We start from the raw sequence: 17,600 nt of genomic DNA, 5'->3' as shown, positions 1-17,600 counted from the left end.
TCTCCTTTTCAGGGCATGACGAACCCGCCGTTGACCGGCAGGGTTTGTCCAGTAATGAAGCGGGCAAGGTCGGAAAGGGCGAAGATCACTGCGCCGCTGACATCCTCGGGCAACTGCGCGCGCTGGATGGCGCGCTGCTCGGTGTAAAGGCGGTGGCGGGCTTCGGGCACATAGGCTGTGGCTTCCACCAGCACCAGGCCTGGGGCGATGGCATTGACGGTGATGTTGTCCTTGCCCAGTTCGCGGGCGAGGCTGCGAGTCATGGCGATGACGGCGCCCTTGCTGGCGACGTAGGCGAGCAGGTTGGTGGCGCCCCACAGCGGGGTGTCGGAAGCCAGGTTGATGACCGCGCCGGTACCGCTCTGGCGAAGGGCGGGCAGGCATGCCCTGGTCATCAGCCACGTCCCGCGCACGTTGACTTTCATCACCGTATCCCAGGTGTCGATGTCCAGTTCTTCGCAGGTCTTGCCGCCAGAGTTGGTCACTGAAGCGTTGTTGACCAGGCCATCGAGGCCACCCAGGCATTGGCAGGCAGCGGTGACGCAGGCGTCGATGGACGCGGGGTCGGCGAGGTCGACCACCAGGCCCGTCACATCCATGTCCATGGCCACCAGTTCGGCGGCGGCCTGTTGCACGCGGTCGGCGAGGATGTCGGCGATCACCACCCGGGCGCCGGCCCTGGCGATGGATTCGGCGAAGGCGAAGCCCAGGCCGCGGGCGCCACCGGTGACCAGTACGCGGCGGCCTTCGAGCAGTCGAATGGAGGGCTTCATCATTTTGTACTCAGCATGGCTTTTGGCAGGTAGTGCAGAACGCGTTTCTCGGCCCAGACCACGGCGCCGTAGGCGAGCACACCGATCAGGGTGAGCATGACGATGGCCACGAACACGCCACTGGTGTTGCCCTGGCCTTCGGCGTCTACCAGCAGGAAGCCAAGCCCCTGGTTGCCGCCCACCAGCTCGCCCACGGTGACGCCGATCACGGCCAGGGTCGAGGCGATGCGCAGGCCGGAGAACAAGGCAGCCATGGCCGAAGGGAACTCCACCAGGCGGAAGATCTGCCAGCGGCTGGCATTCATGGTGCGCACCAGGTTGATCATGTCCGGGTCCACGGTGCGGATCGCCGACAGCACGTTGATCATCACCGGGAAGAACACGATCAGAATGGCGATCAGGATCTTGGGGTAGATGGTGTAGCCCAGCCACATCACGAACAGCGGCGCGAAGGCGACCTTGGGGGCGATCTGCAGGGCCAGGATGTACGGCGACAACATCGCTTCGGCCGAGGGTGACAGGCCCAGCGACACACCGATCATGACGCCCAGAAGGGCGCCAAGGCCGAAGCCCACAATGATTTCAAAGGCGGTTATCAAGGTATGTTTCAGCAACCCGCTGGTGCCCCACATGGACACGGTTTCCTGAGCCACCCGGCTCAGTTTGGGCATGACGAACTCGGGCATCCCCAACAGGCCAGGGCCGAATTGCCAGGCCAGCAGGAACAGGATCAGCAGGGCAACGCTGCCGAGCATGGAGGGGTTCAGGCTTCTCATCGGTTCAATACCTTTGGCTATCGCGCGGCTTACTTGGCGGCCGTCGTGGTGTCGATGAACTGGTTGGTGTAGAGGTCGTCGAGCTTGGGCTCCTGGCTGACGATGCCCTCGCTGACGTAGAACTGGCGGACCTTGTCCAGGCGCCCGGCGTCGATCTGGCCCAGCACGGCCTGGTGGGCGTAGACGTTGTCGACGTAAAGCTTGAAGGTGCGTTCCAGCTCCGCTTCCTTGCCGGCATAGGCGGGCACTGCCTTGGCGAAGGTGGCTGCGGCGGCGTGCGGGTCCTGGATGATGTCGCGCATGCCTTGCAGCGTGGCCTGCACGACCCCGCGCACTACGTCCGGGTGGTTCTTGATGGCATCGTCGGAGGCCAGGATGGCCTGGGCCATGCTCTCGAACACCTGGTCCTGGGGAATCATTTTCACGTTCACGCCAGCATCTTCGGCGTCTACCACCCAGTCCGGCACGCCGGCCATGGCTTCGGCTTTTTTCGCCGAGAACAACTGCCAGACACCTGCGGGGCCGGCCGCCTGCACGTTGACATCGTCCTTGCCCAGGCCCGCTTTTCGCAGCGATGCCAACAGGGCGTAGTACGTGGTGTCGGAGTAGGACATCACGGTCAGGGTCTTGCCCTTCAGGTCCTGGATAGAGTGGATATTGGCGTCGGCGTTGGTGGCGATCATGGTCACCCCGCCAGCGCCCAGCACTGCCACGGCTCGCACGGGGATACCGTTGGCCCGCACCACGATCGGGGTATCGCCGATGGCACCACCCACCAGGGCGTTGCCAGCGCCGATCTGTTTGGCCACGTCGACCCCGCCCTTGGCGGCGATGAACTGAACGTTCAGGTCCTTGCTGCTGTAATAGCCTTTTTCCTTGGCAATGACCCAGGGTGCGAAAGCAGGCGAATTGGGGGGCGCCGGCAGCAGGTAGGTGACGTCGGTCTGCGCTTGTGCCAGCGCCGCCAGGCCGAGGCCCAAGGCGAGGATCGAGGTGTTGAACAGGGACTTGAACATGCGTGCTCCTGAATCGGTTGATGGCCGTATGGCGGTGATCAATGCAGTTCGGTGTCTTCGCCGACTTTCAGCAGTTCCATCAGCCGCCCGGCCAGTGGGCCGATCTCAGGCAGCTTGCGGCGCTCCAGCGGGTTCTCGCGAAAGGGCAGGTCCACCACGATTTCCTCGACGATGGTGCCGGGGCGAGCGCTCATCACCAGCAGGCGGTCGGACATGGCGATGGCTTCCACCAGGTCGTGAGTGATGAACAGCGCGGTTTTCTTTTCCTGGTAAAGCATCTGCGCCAGGTCCTGCTGCAGGATCATCTTGGTTTGCGCGTCGAGGGCCGAGAATGGCTCGTCGAGGAACAGCACCTGCGGGTCGATGGCCAGGGTGCGGGCCAAGGCCGCGCGCTGGCGCATGCCGCCAGACAACTGGAAGGGGTAGTGGTCGGCAAAACCTTGCAGGTGGCAGCGGTTAAGCAGATCTTCGGCGATGACCTTGCGCTGAGCGGCGGGCATGCCCTGAATTTCCAGGCCCAGCTCCACATTGCGGCGGATGCTGCGCCAGGGCATCAGCAGGTCCTTCTGCAACATGAACGCTACCTTGCGCACCGGGCCGGTCACCGCATCACCGCCGACGAACACCTCGCCTTCGCTGGGGCGGTACAGGCCCGACCCCATGTTGAGGATGGTGCTCTTGCCGCAACCGGACGGGCCGATGATGGACACCACCTCGCCACGGCGGATCTTGAAATTGACGTGGCGGATGGCGAACGGCGCGTCTGCCTGGCCCTTGGCCGGGAAGCTTTTGCCGACCTGGCGAAACTCGATCTCGGTCGGCTCCAGTTCTTCCCGGGGCGCGGGTTGTTGCCACTGGGGGGCGATTGCGTACATCTCTTTCACAGCCATTGGGGAAGGTCTCTGGTCTGTTTTATAGGTGATACGCTGTTTAGTGCATGAACAATGCCATCCACAAACTTCCGCTAATTAATTTCTAATCTCCTTTATTATCAAAGTGTTATAAAGATATGGTTAATTATTCACCGTTTTATAGGTGAAACACAGTTTCTTATGTGGCACGGATATGCACATTCACTGTGCGCACATTGTGTAACTGCGAGAAAAGAGGGCTTTTTGCAGTAACGGCGGGAGTACCGGCTATTTGCCAGTTTGTTTTAAGGGTGAAACAGGCGACGGCTATATATAAGTTGACCGCTTGCCGGTCGAAGCTCGGGAGCGGCCGACATAAATTCCAAGCAAAAAAAAGGGCCCGCGGGGCTAAGCCCGGGGCCCTCAAAAGGTGAGAGGTGTCTAGTCCCTCGACCTGGTGAGCGGTGTAGCGGCGTGGTGCCGAAGGTCAGGCCTTCAGGGGCACCAGGCGGGGAGCAATCATGTTCTCGGGGCGCAGGATGTCTTCCAGGCTGGCTTCATCCAGCAGGCCTTCCTCACGCACCAGTTCCAGTACGCCGCGGCCGGTTTCCAGGGCCACGCGGGCGATACGGGTGGCGTTCTCGTAGCCGATGTAGGGGTTCAGCGCGGTAACCAGGCCGATGGAGTGCTCGACCAGCTCGCGGCAGCGTTGTTCGTTGGCGGTGATACCGACGATGCAGTGCTCGCGCAGCATGTCCATGGCGCGTTGCAGCAGGCGGATCGAGTCGAAAATCTTGTAGGCGATCAGCGGTTCCATCACGTTCAGCTGCAATTGGCCACCTTCGGCGGCGATGGTCAGCGCCAGGTCGTTGCCCATGATTTCGAAGGCGCACATGTTCACGGCCTCCGGGATCACCGGGTTGACCTTGCCTGGCATGATCGAGCTGCCTGGCTGGCGAGCCGGCAGGTTGATCTCGTTGATGCCGGTACGTGGGCCGCTGGACAGCAGGCGCAGGTCGTTGCAGATCTTCGACAGCTTGACCGCGGTACGCTTGAGCATGCCGGAGAACAGCACGAAGGCGCCCATGTCGGAGGTGGCTTCGATCAGGTCGGCGGCAGGCACCAGCGGCTGGCCGCTGATGGTGGCCAGGCGCTGCACGGCCAGGGCCTGGTAGCGCGGGTCGGCGTTGATGCCGGTACCAATGGCGGTACCGCCCAGGTTCACTTCGGTCAGCAGCTCTGGTGCCAGGCTGCGCAGACGGTTGAGGTCTTCGGTGAGCGTGGTGGCGAAAGCGTGGAATTCCTGGCCCAGGGTCATCGGTACCGCGTCCTGCAGCTGGGTGCGGCCCATCTTCAGAACGTGAGAGAACTCCTGGCCTTTGGCTGCGAACGCCTGGATCAGGCTGTCGAGGCTGGCCAACAGGGCGTCGTGGCCCAACAGCAGACCCAGGCGGATCGCGGTGGGGTAGGCGTCGTTGGTCGACTGCGCCATGTTCACGTCGTTGTTGGGGTGCAGGTACTGGTATTCGCCCTTGCTGTGGCCCATGGCCTCCAGCGCGATGTTGGCGATGACTTCGTTGGCATTCATGTTGGTTGAAGTGCCAGCGCCGCCTTGAATCATGTCCACCACGAACTGCTCGTGGAAGTCACCGCGGATCAACCGTGCACAGGCTTCGCTGATGGCGGCGTGCTTGGCATCGCTGAGGTGGCCCAGCTCGCGGTTGGCGTCGGCTGCGGCCTGTTTGACCATGGCCAGGCCCACCACCAGCTTGGGGTAATGCGAGATCGGGACGCCCGAGAGGCGGAAGTTGGTTACCGCTCGCAGGGTCTGGATGCCGTAGTACGCTTCAGCGGGGACTTCGAGAACGCCAAGCAGGTCTTTTTCGATGCGCGGTGATGCAGCGGAGGACATGATAGAGATAATCTCAATGTGGACCCGGCATGTGCCGGAACGCTGCCAATGCTAGGCTTGTGACCGATTGTCGGCCAATGCTGTTGCACACTGCCCTATGCAGAAACGGCATAATGGGTCATGTGACGCATGAGTCGTCCGCAACGTATGGCGCCCCGGAGGTCGCTGATGAATCTTGAGAGTAAATGGCTGGAGGATTTCAGCGCCCTGGCCGCCACCCGCAGCTTCTCCCAGGCCGCCGAGCGCCGGTTCGTCACCCAGCCGGCGTTCAGCCGCAGGATCCGCAGCCTGGAGGCCGCGTTGGGGTTGCAACTGGTCAACCGCTCGCGCACGCCTATCGAGCTGACCGCCGCCGGGCAACTGTTCCTGGTGACTGCCCGCACGGTGGTGGAGCAATTGGGCGAAGTGTTGCGTCATTTGCATCACTTGGAAGGTGGGCAAGGCGAGGTCATGCAGGTGGCCGCTGCCCACTCATTGGCGCTGGGGTTCTTTCCGAGCTGGATCGCGCAGTTGCGCAATGAAGGCCTGAACATAGCCACACGCCTGGTGGCCACCAACGTGGGCGATGCCGTGCATTTGTTACGCGAGGGCGGCTGCGACCTGATGCTGGCGTTCTATGACCCGGACGCGGCGTTGCAGATGGACGCCGAGATCTTCCCCTCCCTGCACCTGGGCCAGACTGAAATGATCCCGGTATGCGCCGTGGGGGCTGATGGCAAGCCATTGTTCGACCTGGAGCACGACATCAGCTTCCCATTGCTGGCCTACAGCGCCGGTGCGTTCCTGGGCCGCTCGGTGAACCTGTTGCTGCGCCAGCGCAACCTGCGCTACACCACGGTGTATGAAACCGCGATGGCTGACAGTCTCAAGAGCATGGCGCTGCAGGGCCTGGGCATCGCGTGGGTGCCGCACCTGTCGGCCATTGCCGAGCTCAAGCGGGGGGAACTGGTGGTATGCGGCGGGTCGCAGTGGCATGTGCCGCTGGAGATTCGCCTGTATCGCTGTGCCCTGGTACGAAAGGCCAACGTACGCCTGTTGTGGCGCAAGCTCGAAGGCAGCGCCGCCGCACAGTCGTAGCAGGGGACCTGGCCGCGTCCGCGCGCCGCGCTGTACCAGGCACGCCACAGGCTTTCCGAGATTGACTTGAAAGTCAGTAAAAACGCGGTTTCCAGGCCTGATAGAAGGTCTATTTATCCACGATCTTTGCGGTATACTGCGCGGCCTTCGGTCGGTTTTACCGGCCATAATTCGTATAACAAGCCACGCCGGTTTTCCTGCGTGGCTTGTTGTTTTTTGACGCGCCTGCGGGCGCCCAAGAGAAGAGGCTCGACGATGAGTGCACTGGTTGGCGTGATCATGGGCTCCAAGTCCGATTGGTCCACCCTTAGCCACACCGCCGATATGCTGGAAAAGCTCGGTATTCCGTACGAAGTGAAGGTGGTATCCGCTCACCGTACTCCCGACCTGCTGTTCCAGTACGCCGAGGAAGCGGAAAGCCGCGGAATCGAAGTGATCATCGCCGGCGCCGGTGGCGCTGCCCACCTGCCAGGCATGTGCGCGGCCAAGACCCACCTGCCGGTGCTGGGCGTGCCGGTGCAGTCCTCCATGCTCTCGGGTGTCGATTCGTTGCTGTCGATCGTGCAGATGCCTGCCGGCGTGCCGGTGGCTACCCTGGCCATCGGCAAGGCCGGCGCCATCAACGCAGCGCTGCTGTCGGCCAGCATCCTGGGCGCCAAGCACCCGCAGTTCCATGCCGTGCTCAAGCAATTCCGCACTGAACAGACAGACAGCGTGCTGGACAATCCAGACCCGCGTCAGGCCTGAGGCTCTTTCATGAAGATCGGTGTTATTGGTGGCGGCCAGCTGGGCCGCATGTTGGCGCTGGCGGGCACCCCGCTGGGTATGAATTTCGCTTTCCTGGACCCTGCGCCCGACGCCTGTGCTGCGCCCCTGGGCGAGCACTTGCGTGCCGACTATGGGGATCAGGACCACTTGCGCCAGTTGGCCGACGAAGTCGACCTGGTGACCTTCGAGTTCGAAAGCGTGCCGGCCGAGACCGTGGCGTTCCTGTCGCAGTTCGTGCCGGTGTACCCGAGCGCCAATGCCTTGCGCATTGCCCGGGACCGCTGGTTCGAGAAGAGCATGTTCAAGGATCTGGGCGTGCCGACCCCGACGTTCGCCGATATCCAGTCGCAAGCCGACCTGGACGCGGCGGTGGCCAGCATCGGTCTGCCGGCCGTGCTCAAGACCCGCACCCTGGGTTACGACGGCAAGGGCCAGAAGGTGCTGCGCACCCAGGCGGACGTCGAAGGTACGTTCGCAGAGTTGGGCAGCGTGCCGTGCCTGCTGGAAGGCTTCGTACCCTTCACCGGCGAAGTATCCCTGATCGCCGTGCGTGCCCGCGACGGCGAGACGCGCTTCTACCCGCTGGTGCACAACACCCACGAAACCGGCATCCTGCGCCTGTCCGTGGCCAGCACCGACCACCCGCTGCAAGGCCTGGCCGAAGACTACGCCTCGCGCGTGCTCGAGCACCTGGACTACGTGGGTGTGCTGGCGTTCGAGTTCTTCGAAGTGGACGGCGGCCTCAAGGCCAACGAGATCGCCCCGCGCGTGCACAACTCCGGGCACTGGACCATCGAAGGCGCCGAGTGCAGCCAGTTCGAGAACCACCTGCGCGCCGTGGCCGGCCTGCCGCTGGGTTCCACCGCCAAGGTGGGCGAAAGCGCCATGCTCAACTTCATTGGTGAAGTGCCGCCGGTGGACAAGGTGATCTCGGTTGCCGATTGCCACCTGCATCACTATGGCAAGGCATTCAAGGCAGGCCGCAAGGTGGGCCATGCCACGCTGCGCAGCGCCGACATGGCGACCCTGCAGCAGCAGATCAAGGCTGTCGAAGCCCTCATCGGTGCCTGACAGGGAACCATCCTGGCCGTGAGGCCCTCTGATGGCAGGATGCCAAAGCACGACTAGGCTTTGGCTTATGCAGTCAATCAGAGGGTTTCACATGGGTATTATCGGTACCATCTTCATCGGCCTGATCGTTGGCTTGCTGGCACGTTTCCTCAAGCCTGGCGACGACAGCATGGGCTGGATCATGACTATCCTGCTGGGCATCGGCGGCTCGCTGGCCGCGACCTACGGTGGCCAGGCGCTGGGCATCTACCAGGCTGGGCAAACCGCTGGCTTCCTGGGTGCACTGGTAGGTGCCATCGTGCTGCTGGTGCTGTACGGCATGATCAAAAAAGACTGACATTCGCCCGACGGCCCTCTCTGCTGGCGCGCAGAGAGGGCTAGAATGCCCGACTCAATTTGTGTCGAGGCCCTTCATGCGCCGTATTCTTCTTGCCACCTTGTTAGTCTGCAGCGGCCTCGTTCATGCCGCCGAAAAGCTCCCGGAAACCGACTGGCTGTCCTTGATGCCCAAGTCGGACCAGAAGGCGCTGGAAGCCATGCCGGAAATCACCCACAACACGCCCGAGGGTGATGGCAACTTTACCCACAAGGGCGGGTTGAAGCAGAGCAAGGGCCTGCCGGCGGTCATGTATTCCACCAAGACCGTGCCTGAAATGAATGGCAAGGACATCCGTATCGGTGGCTACCCCGTGCCGCTGGAAACCGACGCCAAAGGGCGCGCTACCGCTTTCTTCCTGGTGCCGTACCCGGGTGCGTGCATCCACGTGCCGCCACCGCCGCCGAACCAGATGATCCTGATTCGCTACCCCAAAGGGTTGAAGCTGGACGATATCTATACACCGCTATGGGCGATTGGCACGCTCAAGATCGAGAAGGTCAGCAATGACATGGCGGATGCTGCCTACGCCATGGATGCCTCGAAGGTGCGGGTAGTAGTGGAATCTGACTTGTAACGCTGCTGCGGCTTTACGTGGTGGGGCCGGGCAAAGCCCGGTCCCACACAGAAGCTGTCGGCTCAGAGCGGCTCGCTGACGATGGTCACCCCCAAGGTGTGCTCGGCGCCCGGCAGCAGCACCACGATGTCATCCATCACGTTGGCCGTCTCGATGCACAGCATGCGCTGCCAGCCATCGTCGGCCATGTCGCTGAGTTGCGCGGCGCGGTCGGTCCAGGGGTTCCAGATCACCGCGGCATTGGCGCCACTGCTGGTCAGGCGCACGCGGCGTTTCCAGGCCGGGTCGACGATGGTCAGCTGCGCGGGGACCTGTTTGTAGATGCGGTCGGTTTCCCCGGCAAAGCGCAGCTCGCTGGCCTGCTTGCGCACTTCCCAGTTTTCCAGGGTCTCGATGTAATCCAGCCCGGCCACGCCCTCCACATGCACATCGCGTACATCGCTCACGGCGAAATAGCTATGCAGTGCCTGGCTGATGGCAACGTCGTCGTCACCCAGGTTGGTGGTGGTAAGGCTCACGCTCAGGTGGTCGCCGAGGATGATGCTCAGTTTCAGCGCTACTTTGTGCGGCCAGCCAGGCAATTTTCCCTCGGCCTCAGGCAGGGTGAAATCGATGCGCAGGTTATCGTCGGTGGAACTGTCGATGGCCTGCAGTTGCCAGTCCATGGCCCGCACCAGGCCGTGGCTTCCGGCCCCCTCGGGCGACGTGAGCATGGCTTGCACAGGCTGCGGGTTGCGGGCGAACACGCCGAACCATGGCCAGCAAACCGGCACACCTGCGCGTACGGGCTTGCCATGCTTGAACACCGCCTGGTCGTTGAGCCAGATCAGCGGTTTCTCGCCCGCGCGCTGGTAGCTGAGGATCTGGGCACCCTGCTGGGCTACCAGCAGCTCGGCACCGCTGTGGCTAATGCGCCAGCAGTTCAGTTCATCCAGTTTGACCGACTCGACCTGGGGGGTAGACATGCGCAGTTCTCGCTTCCAATCCAATAGATATATTGCAGTTGACCCTGAAAACGCCGCCAAGTTTGCCGGCTGTCAGCGCCGGGGCGGTACGGAACGGGTGCGGCCGCTGCCGTCGATGGCAACGAAAACGAAGACCGCTTCGGTCACTTTGCGCCATTCGCTGGACAGCGGATCATCGCTCCATACTTCAACCATCATCTGGATGGAGCTGCGGCCGATTTCCAGCGTCTGGGTGTAGAACGACAACTGCGCGCCCACGGCAACCGGTACCAGGAACGCCATGCGGTCTATGGCCACGGTAGCCACGCGGCCGCCGGCCACCTTGCTGGCCATGGCTGTACCGGCCAGGTCCATCTGCGCGACCAGCCAGCCGCCGAAGATATCGCCAAAGCCGTTGGTCTCCCGCGGCAAAGCGGTGATCTGCAAGGCCAGGTCGCCTTGGGGAATAGGATCTTCTTGTTCGAGTTCAATCATGCTCGGGGTGCCTCTGACCCAACACTCTCATATAGGGTTGGCGGAACGGGTAATGACGCCTCATATAAAACGATTCAGCTTCATACTACGCTGCTTTCGCCGCTAGAGACGCTCCAAGGGTAACTCTGCGAAATCGGCTAGCGCTTATAGCGACGCTTTCGCACAAACACCCTGTATCCAACCAGAAAATTCCTACAGACGCGCAGTATATAGGGCGATAACGGGTGCGACGACGGTCGGGCACGCAATTAATCGACCGAAAATCACAATCCATGTGCTTTTTCAAGCAATTTGCTATCGTGCCCCACCTGCCAAGCCGCAAGCAGCCCTGGTGAGGGTTGCCGTTTTGCCTATAAGAGAAACCACACCATGACGTCCGTCCCCTCGAGTCCCGCGCAACCGGCGCGGCCTCTGACCCGCAATGACTACAAGACCTTGTCGCTTTCCGCCCTGGGTGGCGCGCTGGAGTTCTACGATTTCATCATTTTCGTGTTCTTCGCCACCGTGGTCGGCAAATTGTTCTTCCCAGCCGACATGCCCGAGTGGCTGCGCCTGATGCAGACCTTCGGCATCTTTGCCGCGGGTTACCTGGCGCGCCCCCTTGGCGGCATCGTCATGGCGCACTTCGGTGACCTGCTGGGGCGCAAGAAAATGTTCACCCTGAGCATCTTCATGATGGCCGTGCCGACCCTGATCATGGGCCTGCTGCCCACCTACGCGCAGATCGGCCTGTGGGCGCCCTTGCTGTTGCTGCTGATGCGGGTGATTCAGGGCGCCGCCATTGGTGGCGAGGTACCCGGTGCCTGGGTATTCGTGTCCGAACACGTGCCGGCACGCCATGTGGGCTATGCCTGTGGCACGCTGACGTCGGGTTTGACGGCGGGGATCCTGCTCGGTTCCCTGGTGGCGACCTTGGTGAACAGTATTTATAGCGCCACCGAGGTATCCGACTACGCCTGGCGCATTCCTTTCCTGCTGGGCGGGGTGTTCGGCCTGATGTCGGTATACCTGCGCCGCTGGTTGCATGAAACCCCGGTGTTCGCCGAGTTGCAGCAGCGCAAGGCGCTGGCGGATGAGATCCCGCTGCGCGCCGTGCTGCGTGACCACCGCGGTGCCATCGCTGTGTCGATGCTGCTTACCTGGTTGCTGTCGGCGGGTATCGTCGTGGTCATCCTGATGACCCCCACGGTGCTGCAGACCGTCTACGGCTTCAGCCCCTCGGTGGCCTTGCAGGCCAACAGCCTGGCCATCGTCTTTCTCAGCATTGGCTGTGTATGCGCTGGCGCACTGGCTGACCGCCTCGGCGCGGGGCGAGTCTTCGTAGGGGGCAGCCTGGCCCTGCTGGCCAGCTCGTGGGTGTTCTACCACAGCCTGCATGCCCACCCCGACTGGCTGTTCCCGCTGTACGCGCTGACCGGTCTGTTCGTGGGCACCATCGGCGCAGTGCCGTACGTGATGGTCAAGGCGTTCCCGGCGGTGGTGCGCTTCACCGGGCTGTCGTTTTCCTACAACCTGGCATACGCCATCTTCGGTGGCCTGACGCCGATGATCGTGACCCTGCTGCTTAAATCTGACCCGATGGGGCCGGCGTATTATGTTGCAGGTATTTGCATGATCGGCCTGGCGGTGGGGCTGTATCTGCTGGCGAAGAAGCGTTGATCGCGTCTTGAACATCCGGTAGGCCGCGTTGTACGTGCACGCATTACACAACGTCCGACGCGGCCCGACGCCCATCCCGCAGTGGCGGCAATATCCCGTAATGGCCATTCATCCTTCTGTCACAATCCATACATAGAATGTTCACATGGGCTATCGATACTGGCGCCCGACCCATCCGAACAACCCCTATTCCTGGAGTCAGGCATGAATTTCAAGCGTTTGATGGCCGCGATCAGCGTGGCTGTCGCGGGTACTGCCAGTGTTCACGCCACCGCCGCTGTAGACCCCACCATCCCTGCCTATGTGAAGACCACGGGCGTGTCCGGGAACCTGTCCAGCGTCGGCTCCGATACCCTGGCCAACCTCATGACCCTGTGGGCCGAGGCGTATAAAAAGGAATACCCCAACGTCAATATCCAGGTACAGGCTGCCGGGTCGTCCACTGCGCCGCCGGCGTTGACCGAGGGTACCGCGAACCTGGGGCCCATGAGCCGCAAGATGAAGGATGTCGAGCTGCAGGCCTTCGAGCAGAAGTACGGCTACCGGCCGACGGCGGTGCCCGTGGCGGTGGACGCCTTGGCAGTGTTCGTGCACAAAGACAACCCCATCCAGCACCTGACCATGGAGCAGGTGGATGCGATTTTCTCGGCTACCCGCCTGTGCGGGGCCAAGGCCGAGGTCAAGACGTGGGGTGACCTGGGCGTGACCGGGGACCTGGCCAATAAACCGGTGCAGTTGTTCGGGCGCAATTCGGTGTCGGGCACTTATGGGTATTTCAAGGAGGCTGCGCTGTGCAAGGGCGACTACAAGCCCAACGTCAATGAGCAACCCGGTTCAGCGTCGGTGGTGCAGTCCATCAGCAGTTCGCTCAACGGTATCGGCTATTCAGGCATCGGCTACAAGACAGCCAGCGTGAAGACCGTGGCGCTGGCAAAGCAGGGCAGCACCACGTTCGTGGAGGAAACCGAAGAGAATACCCTCAACGGCAAGTACCCGCTGTCGCGTTTCCTCTACCTGTATGTGAACAAGGCGCCGAACAAGCCATTGGCCCCCTTGGAGGCCGAGTTCGTGAAGCTGGTGTTGTCACAATCCGGTCAGCAGATCGTGGTAAAAGATGGTTACATCCCGCTCCCGGCCAAGGTAGCGGCCAAAGCCCTGGCCGATCTGGGGCTGAGTGAAGGCTCAAAGTAAGTACAATGGCTGGCAGGGCCGTTCCAGAGCCCTCGCTTGCAGATTGACCAAGGTTTGTTGCCGGGCATGTCCAGGCGACAGACCTCGTCGCGTCTATTCACTGTCACGTTTCTGTCATACGAGGTCGCTAGGGTGTGCCCATGAATGATCTGGCCAACTCTGCAAACATTCCCCGCAAACCACCCGCGCGCATCGACTTCAACACGCCGGAACTGGTACGCAAGCGCAAGCTGCGTGCGCTCAAGGACCGCCTGACCCGCTGGTATGTACTGGTGGGCGGGCTTGCCGTGCTGGCTGCCATCACCCTGATTTTCTTTTACCTGCTGTATGTCGTACTGCCGCTGTTCAAAGGCGCCGAGTTGACCGTCAAGGCACCCATGACCCCGGCCTGGCTGCAGGACGCCGGCAAGCCGCTGATGCTTTCCCTCGAAGAGCAGAACCAGGTAGGCCTGCGGGTCTCCGAGGCTGGCCAGGCGCTGTTCTTCAGCACCAGGGACGGCCACGAGCTCAAGCGCATCGACTTGCCGCTACCGGCCGGGGCCAAGGTGGTTTCCATTGGTGAGGAGCAGCCCGGCAGCTCACTGGTGATGCTGGGCCTGTCCAACGGCCAGGTGATGATTTTCCGCCACACCTACAAGGTGACTTACCCGGACGGTCACAAGACCATCAATACCGCCCTGGAGTTTCCCTATGGCGAGGCGCCGCTGACCCTGGACGAAGAGGGGCGGGCGCTGGAGCACGTTAACCTCAGCGCCACGGATGATGCACTGATCGTGGCAGGCTCCACCGGCCCGCAGTTGCACGTGCTCTCGATCACCAGGGAAGAGAACCTGCTGACCGGCGAGACCGACACCTCTCAGGCGGCCATCGAATTGCCGCAGATGACGGAGCAGGTCAAGGCCATCTTCGTGGACCCGCGCCAGCAATGGTTGTACGTGATCAATGGCCGGGCTCAGGCCGACGTTTTCAGCCTGCGGGACAGGAGCCTGAACGGTCGCTACAAGCTGCTTGAGGATGCCAGCGCCGAAGTAACCGCTACTACCCAGTTGGTAGGGGGGATTTCGCTGATCGTGGGTACCTCCAAGGGTGGCCTGTCCCAATGGTTCATGGCCCGCGATACCGATGGCGAGCAGCGCCTTCGGCACATCCGCGACTTCCAGATGGGCACCACCCCCATTGTCGACATTACTGCGGAGCAGCGGCGCAAGGGCTTCCTTGCGGTCAATGCCGCAGGGCAGATGGGGGTCTTCCATAGCACCGCCCACCGAACGTTGCTCGTGCAGCAAGTCGCTCAAGGGCCCGGCGTGATGGCACTGTCGCCGCGCGCCAACCGCATCATGATGGAAGAGGGGGGCCGGATGCTGCCGATGACGCTCGCCAACCCGCACCCGGAAGTGTCGTGGAGCGCGTTGTGGGACAAGGTGTGGTACGAAAACTATGACGAGCCCAAGTATATCTGGCAGTCGACGGCGGCCACGTCGGACTTCGAGCCCAAGCTGAGCCTATCGCCGCTGACCTTCGGCACCCTGAAAGCAGCGTTCTACGCCATGTTCCTGGCCGCGCCGCTGGCGGTTGCTGCCGCCATCTACACTGCTTACTTCATGGCGCCGGGGCTGCGCCGCAAGGTCAAGCCGGTGATCGAGCTGATGGAGGCCATGCCCACGGTGATCCTGGGGTTCTTCGCCGGCCTGTTCCTGGCCCCTTACCTGGAGGGCCACCTGCCGGGGATCTTCAGCCTGTTGCTGTTGACCCCGCTCGGTATCCTGGTGGCCGGCTTCGGTTGGAGCCGCCTGCCCGAGGCCATTCGCCTGCGGGTACCGGAGGGGTGGGAAAGCATTATCCTGATTCCGGTGATCCTGCTGGTGGGCTGGTTCGCGCTGTCCATGAGCCCGCACCTGGAGAACTGGTTCTTCGGGGGCGACATGCGCCTGTGGATAACCAACGACCTGGGCATCACCTATGACCAGCGCAATGCCTTGGTGGTCGGCCTGGCCATGGGCTTCGCGGTTATCCCCAACATCTACTCCATCGCCGAAGACGCAGTGTTCAGCGTCCCGCGCAGTCTTACCCTGGGTTCCCTGGCCCTGGGGGCCACGCCTTGGCAGACCCTGACCCGCGTGGTGCTGCTGACCGCCAGCCCGGGAATTTTCTCGGCGCTGATGATCGGCCTGGGCCGCGCCGTCGGCGAGACCATGATCGTGCTGATGGCCACGGGCAACACGCCGGTGATGGAAATGAACCTGTTCGAGGGAATGCGCACCCTGGCCGCCAACGTCGCGGTGGAAATGCCCGAGTCGGAGGTGGGCGGCAGCCACTACCGCGTGCTGTTCCTGGCCGCGCTGGTGTTGCTGCTGTTCACCTTCGTGATGAATACCCTGGCCGAAGTGATCCGCCAGCGTCTTCGCAAAAAATACTCGTCGCTTTAGTGCAAAGGTAGCGATCCGTGAAAAAGGCTTCATTCAAAGGCTGGTTCCGCAGTGGTTCGCCAGGTGTATGGCTCAGCGGCGGCGCGGTGTCCGTCGCCGTGATCATGACCATTGGCCTGCTGGCGGTGCTGGCCGTGCGCGGCCTTGGCCATTTCTGGCCCGCCGACTTGGTGCGCGCCAGCTACAACGTGCCGGGCCAGCCTGCCCAGCAGTTGGTCGGCGAAATTGTCGAAAAAGACCAGGTGCCTCGCGCCCAGCTGGCCGGTGCTGGCCTGCCGGTACCCGCCGATGGCCCGGAATTCATGACGCGCGAGCTGATCAAGGTGGGCAACCGAGACCTGGGCCACCCCGATTTCGTCTGGGTAGTGGGCGAATGGCTGCAGGAGCAGCGCCAACCCGAGGAACTGGTGACGGTAGAGCGCCGGGAGTGGGGCAATTTCTACGGCTACCTGGTGAACATCAAGGAAAACGGTCAGGTGGTGGGCGAGGGTGATGGCGTCTTCAGCCAACTGTACCCGCGCATCGACCGGGTGAAAGACCTGGCGCGCCAGCTCAACCGCTTGGAAAAGACCGAGATCGGCTCGATCAATGCGCGCCTGGAGCGCATTCGCCTGCATGCGCGCAAGCTGGAGCTCAACCACCAGCTCGACGCCACGGCGCAGGCCGACATGGACACCGAGCGCGCGGTACTCAAGGCCCGGTACGAAGGTATCGAGGCGCAGCTGGGCGACCTGCATCAGGCCATCAACCGCGACAGCCTCACCGTGCGTGACGTCAACGGCCAGGAAATCGAGATCAGCATGGGCAAGGTCGTCCATGCCTATCAGCCCAACGCCATGGGCGTGTTGAAGAAAACCGGGTTCTATTTCGGCAAGGTGTGGGAATTCCTCAGCGACGACCCGCGTGAAGCCAACACCGAGGGGGGGGTGTTCCCGGCCATCTTCGGCACCGTCATGATGACGTTGATCATGGCCATGATCGTGACCCCGTTCGGCGTGCTGGCGGCGGTTTACTTGCGTGAATACGCTCGCCAGGGCCCCATGACCCGGCTCATCCGCATCGCGGTGAATAACCTCGCCGGTGTGCCGGCCATCGTCTACGGGGTGTTCGGCCTGGGCTTTTTCGTCTACGTGCTGGGTGGCTCCATCGACCGGCTGTTCTTCCCCGAAGCATTGCCGGCGCCCACGTTCGGCACGCCTGGCCTCATGTGGGCCTCCTTGACCCTGGCGCTGCTGGCGGTGCCGGTGGTGATCGTCGCCACCGAGGAAGGCCTGGCGCGCATTCCCCTGAGCCTGCGCGAGGGTTCGCTGGCGCTGGGCGCCACCAAGGCCGAGACCCTGTGGAAGGTGGTATTGCCCATGGCCAGCCCGGCGATGATCACCGGCATGATCCTGGCCGTGGCGCGCGCTGCCGGCGAGGTGGCGCCGCTGATGCTGGTGGGCGTGGTGAAGATGGCCCCGGCCCTGCCGGTGGACGGTAACTACCCGTACCTGCACCTGGACCAGAAGATCATGCACCTGGGCTTCCATATCTATGACGTCGGCTTCCAGAGCCCCAACGTCGAAGCCGCGCGGCCGGTGGTGTATGCCACGGCGCTGCTGCTGGTGCTGGTGATCGCCGCGCTGAACCTGTCGGCCGTTGCCATTCGTAACCACCTGCGCGAGAAGTACAAGGCGCTGGACAACTGA

Annotated in this window: 16 protein-coding genes; 9 read left to right on the top strand and 7 right to left on the bottom strand. The window is 62.5% G+C overall.

Annotation, left to right across the window (positions count from 1 at the left end):
- Nucleotides 1–8: 8 nt before the first annotated feature.
- The 5 genes from HWQ56_RS28370 to HWQ56_RS28350 form a co-directional block, all read right to left on the bottom strand.
- On the bottom strand, nucleotides 9–773 hold the full coding sequence (locus tag HWQ56_RS28370; RefSeq protein ID WP_176572500.1) for an SDR family oxidoreductase: 765 nt from the start codon (nucleotides 771–773) through the stop codon (nucleotides 9–11).
- A complete protein-coding gene (locus tag HWQ56_RS28365) occupies nucleotides 773–1,549 on the bottom strand; it encodes an ABC transporter permease (RefSeq protein ID WP_158152735.1) in 777 nt (258 codons plus the stop codon). The genes HWQ56_RS28370 and HWQ56_RS28365 overlap by 1 nt, the downstream gene beginning before the upstream one ends.
- A gap of 29 nt (nucleotides 1,550–1,578) precedes the next feature.
- Complete coding sequence (locus tag HWQ56_RS28360) at nucleotides 1,579–2,565, bottom strand: ABC transporter substrate-binding protein (RefSeq protein ID WP_158152736.1); 987 nt, start codon at nucleotides 2,563–2,565, stop codon at nucleotides 1,579–1,581.
- Nucleotides 2,566–2,603: 38 nt separating this feature from the next.
- Nucleotides 2,604–3,440, bottom strand: a complete 837-nt coding sequence (locus HWQ56_RS28355; protein WP_245217809.1) for an ABC transporter ATP-binding protein — start codon at nucleotides 3,438–3,440, stop codon at nucleotides 2,604–2,606.
- Nucleotides 3,441–3,903: 463 nt separating this feature from the next.
- A complete protein-coding gene (locus HWQ56_RS28350) occupies nucleotides 3,904–5,328 on the bottom strand; it encodes an aspartate ammonia-lyase (RefSeq protein WP_158152738.1) in 1,425 nt (474 codons plus the stop codon).
- Nucleotides 5,329–5,496: 168 nt separating this feature from the next.
- Here HWQ56_RS28350 and HWQ56_RS28345 point away from each other — a divergent pair, with 168 nt between their 5' ends.
- From HWQ56_RS28345 to HWQ56_RS28325, 5 genes are all read left to right on the top strand, one after another.
- Nucleotides 5,497–6,405, top strand: coding sequence for a LysR substrate-binding domain-containing protein (locus HWQ56_RS28345; RefSeq protein WP_158152739.1), 909 nt, complete (start codon nucleotides 5,497–5,499; stop codon nucleotides 6,403–6,405).
- Between the two features lie 255 nt (nucleotides 6,406–6,660).
- Nucleotides 6,661–7,152 carry a 5-(carboxyamino)imidazole ribonucleotide mutase gene (purE, locus tag HWQ56_RS28340; RefSeq protein WP_158152740.1) on the top strand — a complete coding sequence of 164 codons (492 nt, stop codon included), beginning with the start codon at nucleotides 6,661–6,663 and terminating at the stop codon, nucleotides 7,150–7,152.
- A gap of 9 nt (nucleotides 7,153–7,161) precedes the next feature.
- On the top strand, nucleotides 7,162–8,244 hold the full coding sequence (locus HWQ56_RS28335; protein ID WP_158152741.1) for a 5-(carboxyamino)imidazole ribonucleotide synthase: 1,083 nt from the start codon (nucleotides 7,162–7,164) through the stop codon (nucleotides 8,242–8,244).
- 91 nt (nucleotides 8,245–8,335) lie between these two features.
- Complete coding sequence (locus HWQ56_RS28330; RefSeq protein ID WP_158152742.1) at nucleotides 8,336–8,581, top strand: GlsB/YeaQ/YmgE family stress response membrane protein; 246 nt, start codon at nucleotides 8,336–8,338, stop codon at nucleotides 8,579–8,581.
- Nucleotides 8,582–8,657: 76 nt separating this feature from the next.
- The gene (locus HWQ56_RS28325) at nucleotides 8,658–9,197 is read left to right on the top strand and encodes a DUF3299 domain-containing protein (protein ID WP_158152743.1); all 540 of its coding nucleotides are present in this window, start codon (nucleotides 8,658–8,660) and stop codon (nucleotides 9,195–9,197) included.
- Between the two features lie 62 nt (nucleotides 9,198–9,259).
- Here the strand turns inward: HWQ56_RS28325 and HWQ56_RS28320 are convergent, their stop codons facing one another.
- A complete protein-coding gene (locus tag HWQ56_RS28320) occupies nucleotides 9,260–10,162 on the bottom strand; it encodes a D-hexose-6-phosphate mutarotase (protein WP_158152744.1) in 903 nt (300 codons plus the stop codon).
- A 72-nt stretch (nucleotides 10,163–10,234) separates the two neighbouring features.
- Nucleotides 10,235–10,636, bottom strand: coding sequence for an acyl-CoA thioesterase (locus tag HWQ56_RS28315; RefSeq protein WP_008366910.1), 402 nt, complete (start codon nucleotides 10,634–10,636; stop codon nucleotides 10,235–10,237).
- A 369-nt stretch (nucleotides 10,637–11,005) separates the two neighbouring features.
- Here HWQ56_RS28315 and HWQ56_RS28310 point away from each other — a divergent pair, with 369 nt between their 5' ends.
- The 4 genes from HWQ56_RS28310 (at nucleotide 11,006) to pstA (ending at nucleotide 17,600) form a co-directional block, all read left to right on the top strand.
- Complete coding sequence (locus HWQ56_RS28310; protein ID WP_176572275.1) at nucleotides 11,006–12,295, top strand: MFS transporter; 1,290 nt, start codon at nucleotides 11,006–11,008, stop codon at nucleotides 12,293–12,295.
- A 204-nt stretch (nucleotides 12,296–12,499) separates the two neighbouring features.
- On the top strand, nucleotides 12,500–13,486 hold the full coding sequence (locus HWQ56_RS28305) for a phosphate ABC transporter substrate-binding protein PstS (protein WP_158152746.1): 987 nt from the start codon (nucleotides 12,500–12,502) through the stop codon (nucleotides 13,484–13,486).
- Between the two features lie 392 nt (nucleotides 13,487–13,878).
- The gene (locus tag HWQ56_RS28300) at nucleotides 13,879–15,912 is read left to right on the top strand and encodes an ABC transporter permease subunit (RefSeq protein WP_176572499.1); all 2,034 of its coding nucleotides are present in this window, start codon (nucleotides 13,879–13,881) and stop codon (nucleotides 15,910–15,912) included.
- Between the two features lie 17 nt (nucleotides 15,913–15,929).
- A complete protein-coding gene (gene pstA, locus HWQ56_RS28295; protein ID WP_176572274.1) occupies nucleotides 15,930–17,600 on the top strand; it encodes a phosphate ABC transporter permease PstA in 1,671 nt (556 codons plus the stop codon).

Source organism: Pseudomonas eucalypticola, from assembly GCF_013374995.1.
Taxonomy (GTDB): Bacteria; Pseudomonadota; Gammaproteobacteria; order Pseudomonadales; family Pseudomonadaceae; genus Aquipseudomonas; species Aquipseudomonas eucalypticola.
The sequence above is the reverse complement of the archived record's forward strand: the minus strand, read 5'-3'. Positions and strand labels throughout refer to the sequence as shown.

What these genes read in the sequence shown, in the direction of transcription:
- HWQ56_RS28345 (WP_158152739.1), top strand. Translation starts at nt 5,497, where the DNA reads ATGAATCTTGAGAGTAAATGGCTGGAGGATTTCAGCGCCCTGGCCGCC.
- HWQ56_RS28370 (WP_176572500.1), bottom strand. Translation starts at nt 773, where the DNA reads ATGAAGCCCTCCATTCGACTGCTCGAAGGCCGCCGCGTACTGGTCACC.
- HWQ56_RS28315 (WP_008366910.1), bottom strand. Translation starts at nt 10,636, where the DNA reads ATGATTGAACTCGAACAAGAAGATCCTATTCCCCAAGGCGACCTGGCC.
- HWQ56_RS28305 (WP_158152746.1), top strand. Translation starts at nt 12,500, where the DNA reads ATGAATTTCAAGCGTTTGATGGCCGCGATCAGCGTGGCTGTCGCGGGT.
- HWQ56_RS28365 (WP_158152735.1), bottom strand. Translation starts at nt 1,549, where the DNA reads ATGAGAAGCCTGAACCCCTCCATGCTCGGCAGCGTTGCCCTGCTGATC.
- HWQ56_RS28325 (WP_158152743.1), top strand. Translation starts at nt 8,658, where the DNA reads ATGCGCCGTATTCTTCTTGCCACCTTGTTAGTCTGCAGCGGCCTCGTT.
- HWQ56_RS28335 (WP_158152741.1), top strand. Translation starts at nt 7,162, where the DNA reads ATGAAGATCGGTGTTATTGGTGGCGGCCAGCTGGGCCGCATGTTGGCG.
- HWQ56_RS28355 (WP_245217809.1), bottom strand. Translation starts at nt 3,440, where the DNA reads ATGTACGCAATCGCCCCCCAGTGGCAACAACCCGCGCCCCGGGAAGAA.
- HWQ56_RS28360 (WP_158152736.1), bottom strand. Translation starts at nt 2,565, where the DNA reads ATGTTCAAGTCCCTGTTCAACACCTCGATCCTCGCCTTGGGCCTCGGC.
- purE (WP_158152740.1), top strand. Translation starts at nt 6,661, where the DNA reads ATGAGTGCACTGGTTGGCGTGATCATGGGCTCCAAGTCCGATTGGTCC.
- HWQ56_RS28330 (WP_158152742.1), top strand. Translation starts at nt 8,336, where the DNA reads ATGGGTATTATCGGTACCATCTTCATCGGCCTGATCGTTGGCTTGCTG.
- HWQ56_RS28320 (WP_158152744.1), bottom strand. Translation starts at nt 10,162, where the DNA reads ATGTCTACCCCCCAGGTCGAGTCGGTCAAACTGGATGAACTGAACTGC.
- HWQ56_RS28350 (WP_158152738.1), bottom strand. Translation starts at nt 5,328, where the DNA reads ATGTCCTCCGCTGCATCACCGCGCATCGAAAAAGACCTGCTTGGCGTT.
- HWQ56_RS28310 (WP_176572275.1), top strand. Translation starts at nt 11,006, where the DNA reads ATGACGTCCGTCCCCTCGAGTCCCGCGCAACCGGCGCGGCCTCTGACC.